The 9,062-nt window shown below is 37.0% G+C and carries 3 protein-coding genes; 1 reads left to right on the forward strand and 2 read right to left on the reverse strand.

Annotated features, from left to right (window positions below; translation table 11 throughout):
• A partial coding sequence (locus tag QM409_RS10455; protein ID WP_414305708.1) for a transposase occupies nucleotides 1-275 on the forward strand: 275 nt, incomplete at its 5' end.
• A 75-nt stretch (nucleotides 276-350) separates the two neighbouring features.
• Here the strand turns inward: QM409_RS10455 and QM409_RS10460 are convergent.
• Together QM409_RS10460 and QM409_RS10465 are read right to left on the reverse strand one after the other, a co-directional pair.
• A complete protein-coding gene (locus QM409_RS10460) occupies nucleotides 351-1,208 on the reverse strand; it encodes a bifunctional methylenetetrahydrofolate dehydrogenase/methenyltetrahydrofolate cyclohydrolase (protein WP_414305707.1) in 858 nt (285 codons plus the stop codon).
• Nucleotides 1,209-1,368: 160 nt separating this feature from the next.
• Nucleotides 1,369-8,589, reverse strand: a complete 7,221-nt coding sequence (locus tag QM409_RS10465; RefSeq protein WP_414305706.1) for a Rib/alpha-like domain-containing protein — start codon at nucleotides 8,587-8,589, stop codon at nucleotides 1,369-1,371.
• Nucleotides 8,590-9,062: the final 473 nt, after the last annotated feature.

Consider the following 9,062-nt stretch of genomic DNA (forward strand, 5'->3'; position numbering starts at 1 on the left):
ATGAACCTGAATCAGCTCCTCAAAAGGGACTGTATATTAATGAACGCTATCAGCACTTAAAAACTAAAGAATGCCAGACGCTTTTATCTCCCGAAGGTAGACAGATTTTCGCTCAACGCAAGATTGATGTGGAACCTGTCTTTGGGCAGATAAAGGCTTGTTTGGGTTACAAGAGATGTAATCTGAGAGGGACGCGTCAAGTGAGAATTGACATGGGATTGATACTTATGGCCAATAACCTCCTCAAATACAATAAGAGAACGACTCAAAATTAAAAAGCTAGAGTTCCGCTATTGGAAATCTCTAGCTTTTTTGTGGCTGAGAACTATTTTGTCTCAGGTTCTTTTTTCCTATTCTATATCCAATGTCCGAAGTGCTGCCTGATAGGTTTGCTCCATGAGCATAGTAATAGTCATAGGACCTACACCTCCAGGAACTGGCGTGATATGGCTAGCCAGTGGTGCAACCGCCTCATAATCAACATCACCACAAAGCTTACCATTTTCATCGCGGTTCATCCCTACATCAATAACAACCGCACCTGGTTTGACAAAGTCAGGAGTCACAAACTTGGCACGACCGATTGCGACCACAAGAATGTCCGCTTTTGCAGCAACCTTAGCGAGATTATGAGTCCGTGAGTGGGTCAAGGTCACTGTTGCATTCTTGGCCAAAAGAAGCTGGGCCATGGGTTTTCCAACAATGTTTGAACGACCGATGACGACCGCATTTTTACCTTCTAAATCGATTCCATATTCATGAAACATCTCCATAATTCCTGCAGGTGTTGATGGAATCATAACTGGATGTCCGGACCAAAGGCGACCCATATTCAAGGGATGGAAACCATCCACATCTTTTTCTGGGTCAATGGCTAACAAAACTGCCTCTTCATCGATATGTTTGGGTAAAGGTAACTGGACCAAAATCCCATGCCAAGCTGGATTTTGATTGTATTTAGCAATCAGGTCTAGCAAGTCCTCTTGCGTAATGGTCTCTGGAACTCGCACTACTTCGCTACGAAAACCAGCCGCAAGGGCAGAACGTTCCTTGTTACGAACGTAGACTTGGCTGGCAGGATTATCTCCCACCAAAATCACTACCAAACCAGGTACTAGACCTGTTTCTTCTTTTAGTTTTGCAGTCTTTTCAGCCAACTGCCCCTGCAATTTGGCCGCTAAAGCTTTCCCATCAATAATCTGTGTCATATCACTTCTCTTTTCTTTCAAATATCTTCCATTATACCAAAAACTGCTAGTACCCTCTAACACTTCTTTCCTAGGCAACCCTATAGTTTCAAACTATAAGAAAAAGGAGCGGATATAAAAAAAGAAGATGACGAATCATCTTCTCAAAAACTATGAGTTTTTAGTCTTCTTTTTTCTTGCGAGAAAGAAGTCCAAATCCACTTAGGGCTCCAAGAAGTCCAAGCGCTGCAAGGTTAGCGTTAGCTTCTGTACCTGTGTTAGGCAATTCTTTTTGACCATCAACATATTTAGGTATTGCTGGTTGAGTAGCTGAATCAGTTGGTACTGAAGTTTCAGCTGGTGTTGGAACAGCAGGTTGATTTGGAGTTGTTGGTTGTCCTGGTTCTGCAGGAGTTGCAGGTTGTTCAGGAGTCTCTGGTGTTGATGGAACTGGTTGTGGTGTTGGAACTGGTTGTGGTGTTGGTCGGTAGTTGCTACCACCATTTCCACCACCGTTATATCCATCTCCATTGTATGGATTAGTTTCTGGAATGCGTTTAGGAATTACCGTTACTGGGACTTCTACCACTACGATTTCTCCTGTTGGTAATTTCACCTTCACTTTAACCGCAGTTTTTACTCCTGGGGTTTCTGTTGTTGGAATTACCCAGTTCTCTTCGATGATTTCCCATCCTTCTGGTAAGTCAACATGTTTTTTAACATCTTCTGCTGTGACTGGAGTTCCTACTTCTACTACTACTGGAGTTACTTTTGGTGTTACAATTACTGGCACTTGTACTGTAATTGTTTTTCCATTTGGTAATTTCACTTCTACTGGCACCGTTGGTTTTTCACCTGGTGTTGTTGTCGCTGGAATTTCTCCAACATTTGTAATTTCCCAATCTTTTGGTAGGTCAACATGTTTCTTAACATCTTCTGCTGTGACTGGAGTTCCAACTTCCACTACCACCGGAGTTACTTTTGGTGTTACGATTACTGGTACTTTAACTTCTTTAGTAGCAATAATGTTTCCATCTTTATCTTTATACTCAACTGTTACAGTTACAGAGTCTTTTTCACCCGCTGTTTCTGTTCCTGGAGTTGTTAATGGAGTTTCTTTAACCGTTACTGTTACACCTTCTGGTAAACCTTTGGTATTTTCAGCTGATTCTTTTACTTTATCAGCAACAGCTTTTTCAAGTGTACCTTTATCAGTATCTTTCGGTACGACGACACCTTTTGGAGAAACTTTTGGCAATACTGTTACTGGTACTGTTACAACTTCTTCTCCACCATCTTTATAAGTAACTTTCGCTGTTACTTTAACATCATTAGCTCCAACTTTACCTTCTGTTGTTGGGATAGCTTTGTTGATATCTTCATCAGTGACAGGTGTTTTAGTTCCATCTGTATCAGGAGTGATTGCTTTGTTTACATCATCAGCTTTTGGTTGGTCACCTTCTACAACGTAGACTGGTTTAACATCTGAACCTTTAACATTGACTGTTACTGGAATTGTAGTTGTATAGTCTTTTCCATCAACTGTGTATGTTACTGGTACTTCTACTGTTGTTACTCCAGTTCCTTTTTTAGCTGTTACTTTGTCTTCAATAGCTTTTGTTACATCACCTACAGTTACTTTCGCATCTTTTGGTAATTTATCTGTAAAGTCTTTTGCTTTAATTGCTTCATCAGCTTTAGCTTTTGCTAATTCTTTCAGTTTTTCTGGAGTTGTTCCTTTAGTTACTGTTACGTCCGCTTTTGCTACTGGTAATACTGTAACTGGTACTTTTACTTTTTCAGTTACTTTTCCATTGTCATAAGTTACTGGTACTTCTACTGTTACATCTGTAGCTCCTGCTTTTCCAGCTGTTTCTGGTAATGTTGTTGGTTCTCCAACTGTTCCACCTTGTCCTGGTGTTACGGCATCTTTAGCTTTAGTTGGTTTATCACCTTCGAATACTACTACTGATTTTGGTGTTGATCCTACTACTGTTACTGGTACTTCTACTTCTTTTGTTCCAATAACGTTTCCTTTATCATCAGTATATTCAACAACAACTGTCGCAGGTTTTGGTTTTCCTGTTTCAGTTACTTCAGCTGTTGTTGGTGTAGTTCCTGCTTTCACTTCTTTAACTTTTACAGTTACACCTTCAGGAAGTTTATCTTTTGGTAATGCAGCTACTACTTCTTCAGCTTTAGCTTTAACTGCAGCTTCTAAGTTTTCGCTTCCTTTAAGAACTGTTAATCCTTCAGGTTTCACTAATGGTAATACTTTAACTACTGCAGGTACTTCTACAAGTTTGTCTTCGCCATCTTTAGCTACTACTGTTACTTTCTTATCTCCTGGTGTTGTTGTATCTACTTCACCATCTTTATAAGTAAATTTAGTTCCTTCTGGATATTGGTCAGGATCGATACTTTCATCAGCTGATGGTTGTGATTTTGCAGGGTCTTCAAACACATATTGTGTCTTAGGATCTACTACCATTACTTTAGCTGGTACTTCTACAATTGTTTTTCCATCTAATTTAGCTACAACTGTTACTTCTTTTTCACCTGCTGTTGTTGTATCAACTGGTTCTTTATATTCAAATTCAGTTCCTGTTGGATATTCATCTGGAGTAATGCTTGCTTTAACATCCGGTTGTGGTTTCTTAGGGTCTGCAACAACAAATTGTGGTTTGCTATCTACTACACGTACTGTTGCTGGTACTTCTACTAGTACTTTATCCCCTTGTTTAACAACTACTGTTACTTTCTTATCTCCAGGTGCTGTTGTATCTACTTCTTCTTTGTATTCATATGTTGCGTCATCTGGATAGTCTGAAGTATCAATATTATCTTCTGGAGAAGGTTGTTTCTTATCCTCACTTACTGCTACTAATTGTGGATATCCTTTAACAACTTTCACTGGTACATTTACTGTTTCTTCACGTTTATTATCACCTGAACCGTATGTTACTGTTACTGGTACAGTTAATGTATCATCTCCAACTTTTCCTTTTGTTTCAGGAATCTTAGATTCATCTACAGTTTTATCATTTCCTTTTGTAGTAACCGCATCTTTAAGTTTGTCTGTTGTTGGCTTATCACCTTCTACGACATAAACAGGAGTTGGTGTTGAAACTTTTGGAGTTAATTTAACAACAAAGTTTTGACTGATTTCAGTATCAGTATCTGCAGTTGTATCAAATGTTGGTTTTTCAGCGTCAGGTTTAGCAAACGGATTATCATTCACTTCATAACCCATTGATTTTAACACATCAAGACGAGCTTGAATTTTGTCTTCTGGAATTTTTGTTCCTGCTTTACCTGAAAGATCATTAATATTGAATTTCTCATCTAATGGTGTTTCTTTACCATCTTTATCTACAGAAACAAATTTAACTGTAGCTTTTTGAATTCCAGGTGCATATTGAATTGGAGTTTTACCGAATTTATCAGTTGGGTCAAAGTTGTCTGGAACTTTGTATCCTTTAGATGGATCTGCAGGATCAACTGGTGTTAATTCTACTCCATTATATGTTGGAACATATCCATCTACATAAGGAATAACTACCTTACTGAAATCACCAGGTTTTGTTGGATCATTTGGATTGTTAGGATATTTAATTGTATCTGGTGCATCTTGTGGTTTCTTACCAGCTGGATACTCAGGTGTAAATGAACCAATTTCTTTATAAAGAACTTTTTTAACTACAGGATCTACTGTACCATTTTCTCCAGGAACTGGTGCAACTTCTGCAGCTACTGTTTTATCTGTAGCATTTACTAATAAGTAGTTTGCTACTACTGGTGAATCAACAGCATTGAATTTACCTTTTGTTCCATCAGCTGTAGCATCTGTTAATTTATCAGCTTCATTGTAAACTTGCCAATCAGAGTAAGTTACATCTCCTGTTTGTGGGTTTACAGTTGCTGTACGTTTGTATGTTACTTTTTGTACTTTTTCAGCATATAAAGGAGTTGCATCAGCCTTATCAGCATCTTCTTCTTTTAGATACTTAATTGTACGTGTTACTTCTTTAACTAAGTCATTACGTGTCAATCCTGCTGGATATTTACCAAGATTTTCATCTCCATCTTTTACAGGTGTATCTGCTGTTTTTGGAGATACTGGAGCTGTTGTACTTGGATTTGTTGGATCAGTTGTTACTGTTGGGTCTACTGTAATTAAGTCTAATACGTGAACAGTTACTTCTGCTTCTGTAGATTTCTTACCTTCACTATCCGTTGATTGAACTTTTACAGTGTAATCACCAACTTTAGTTGTATCTAGGTTACCTGCATCACTTACTGCAATTGATGGTTTAGTAGAATCAACTCCGTCACGATCATCTTCTAAGTCAGTTGCTGATGGTTTCGCTTTTTCTAGAACCTTCTCATTGTTCCATTTATCAGCTTCTTTAGTTTTATAAACGTATAAATCTTTTTTCTCAACTGCTACTGTTGGAGCTTCGTTGACAATGTTTGCATAACTTGGCTCAGAAACATTTCCTACTGGTGAAACTGAAGTTACAGCAATCTTATCATTACCTTCATGTGTATGAAGACTAACATCTTTAAGACTTACTTTTAATTTACCTTCAGGCGTTGTTTCTACTTTAGTATCTCCTTGATACCAACCATCATCTTTTTTCTCTAATTCTAAAACATCATTATTTGGTAATGTGATTTCGATTTTCTTACCAATTTCATTTTCAATTTGTAATGCTTTTTTAATTTCAGCAATTCTTTTAGCTATTTCTTCATCTGATAAAGTAACTCCATTATTATCAGCTACTTTTTTAAGATTAGCTTTAATTTCGTCATCTGACGGAGTTAATGAACCTGGTGCATCACCTGTATTTACTAATAAGTATTTATCTTGATTTTTCGCATCAGAATCTCCTACAATACTATCTGTGTGGACTTCTTCAACTGTAGCTGATTTAGGTTTACGAGCATCAATATAGATTGTTCTATTATAGTAGTAATCTGGATCATCTGACCATCTTAATCCATTAGCTTTGTAGTTTCCATCATAAGCGTAAGGTCCTTTATCTCCAGTCCATAACCATGGGTAAATTCTATTTCCTTGAGCATCTTGAGTACCCATTCCACCTGTTCCTGTAACTTTAAATGTAGCATCTCCTACATAATCATCTTCAGTCGTAAATGGAATTGAGAATTTTCTTGATGTTTCCCCTGCGGCTTTTAGGTTGTTCTTACCATATTGAACTGCATTCACATCCATACTTAATGTATTAGTCGCTTCATCATAACGAACATTTGTTAAGTATCCTTGATCAGTCCAAATAGATTCACCATTTGCTTTAGATAGATCTAATTTTTTGTAATTTGTAGTATCAACTGTACCTAATTTAACACCTTTTGGAATTTGTACTTTAATGTTAAATGTACCACCGTAAGGGAATGTATTTTCAACACCACCAACGTTTTTCAATTCAAGGTTTAATTTACCTTCTTGAGAACGTTTATATAATTTATCTTTTGTAAATCCGTACTCTCCACTCTTACCTTCACTAGTAACATTTGTAGTTAATTGCATACCAGGACCAGTAGCAATTCCTACACCACCGATAATGAATCCATCTTGAACACCTTTAAAATCACCATCATCTTTTGCTTTGATGGTAACTTTAACTTTACTTGTTCCTTCTGGAACATGATAAATTCTTGCAATATTATTCCAACTATCAGAAGGTGTTCCTTCATTTGATCCTGCTGGTCTTCCTGTAGCTTCCGTTGGAGTGCTTCCATCTCTCATTGGAATAGAAGCAATTTTCTTACCTGTGTAAGCATCTGTAATTTCTACACTTAATTCTTCACCTTGACTTGAAAGTGCAGCTTTACCATATGCTCCATTGTAAACCATATTGAAGAATAATTCAGAATTAGGGTTTACATCATATTCTTTAGATAAAGTAACACCTTTACTTCCTAATTCAAGATAGTAATCTCTATCTTTAACATTTCCTCTATCGTCATTTTTCATTCCATCTAGAGTAATCGCACCACCTAAGAACTTACCATCTGCATTTGGTTGGTTTTGAGTAGCAGTTGAAGCATCATGTTTACCATTGTCATCATAAGCTTTCGCTGGTTTTGGCGCTTCTGTTCGATCACCAGCAACAGTATAATCTGTTGGTGCTTCTGGCTTAACAGCATTTACATAGTCTTTTGTTCCACCAATTTTCCAACCGTTTAATGCACCTGCTTCAGCTTCTGCTGCAGTGATTTTTTTAGTCTTCCAATTGTAAGTTACTTTACCGTAATGTTTTTCACTTTGAAGATTATTTACTTGATCTTCAATAGTTTTACTTTTTGATTCTACTTTAGGACCAGAGAAATCAACTTCACCAAATCCGTTACTCATGCTTTCAAAAACACCGTTTGCTGGGTTATTACCATAACCAGCTCTATTATTGTTAATTGGTGCTCCCCAGTTTTCTGCATTAGTTAGATAGTAGTTTAATCTATCTTTTTCTTGTTTTGCTTCTGTTAATGCAGCTTGAAGTTCTTGTTCTGTAGCATCAGCTTTTGCTACTGCTGTCGTAGCTTTTGTTTTTTCTTCTTCAGCTTTTGCTACAATAGCACGTAAAACATCTAGTTTTTCTTTGTTTGTTTTACCTTCACCTAAAGCTTCTTCTTTTGTAATTTCTACTTTTACTTTATCAATTGCAGCTTTTAATTCAGTATTTACAGTATTAATATCATTTTTATATCCTGTCGCTGGTGCTGCATCTCTGAATCCACTTTCACCATGTCCTGGAATAGCTTTTCCATTACGTGAATCTTGATTTTTATTTTCTTTTTCTTCCTTCTTGTCTGCAGATGCTTTTGGCATACTTTCAAGAACAAAAGCTCTGTTTTTCAATGAACTTGTTGAAAAATCAACTTTTTTTTGTGTCGCTTTATCGTTTGACAAAAGGGCTTGAGCCTTAGCAAGTTCTGCTTTTGCTACTTCAATGGCTGAAGCTGTTTTTTCAGTTGATGCTGCTTTTTCTAAAGCTGCTTCTAAACGAGCAATAGCTGCTTCCAACTTGCTTGTGTCAGCCTTTGAAGCTGGTGCTAGAGCTTCTTCGGCTTTTGGTGTTTCAGTCGGTGCTGTTGGTTGCGTTGCTGCAGGCGCTGGTGTTGATGGTTGCTCAGCTGTTGGTGTAGCAGTTTCAGTCGAAGCTAGAGGCATGGTTGAATCTGCTTGATTACTTGCATCTGGGACTGTTTGTGAATCAGATGCCGTCTTTGGTGTAACTTGAGCATCCGCCTGAACAGTTGCTGCTCCACCGAACATCATGTAAGCTGCTACAGCTACTGATGCTGCACCAAAACTATACTTACGGATTGAAAAGCGCTGGACTTTTTGTCCGTGATTTTTTTCCATTCTTGAATACATGGTTTCTCCTTTTTTATTTATATAGTAATTACAGGATCGAGTCCTAGCAGTTTGAAAATTCCTTCATTCTGAGCTGGAGTTACACAATTTTATGGCTTTACATAGGTAATCGATCCCTAACTCACATTATAGCATTTTTAAATTTAAAATGTCCATTATTATACTAGACAAATTTACAGACTTCGGTTTTTATCAAAAAAGTTTTAAATCTAAAATTTATATTTCATTTAATACTAGAAAAATGAGAAATGAAATCCGTCTCTCTAACTTAATTAAATAAATACCTACTATAGTTGACAAAGAGTAAAAAGAGTCTGGGACAATAGTCCCTTATCTCCAAAAAAATAACGGCAAATCCGTTGTTTCAGATTGAAGACAAACATCGTTTTAATGTTTGTCTTTTTTATATCTTCAGCGTTACTATTCTCAAAATAGGCTAAAATCTTTATCAAAATAGTTTTCAGCGAAAAATA

It is taken from the genome of Streptococcus mitis (assembly GCF_047465045.1).
Lineage (GTDB): Bacteria > Bacillota > Bacilli > Lactobacillales > Streptococcaceae > Streptococcus > Streptococcus mitis_DT.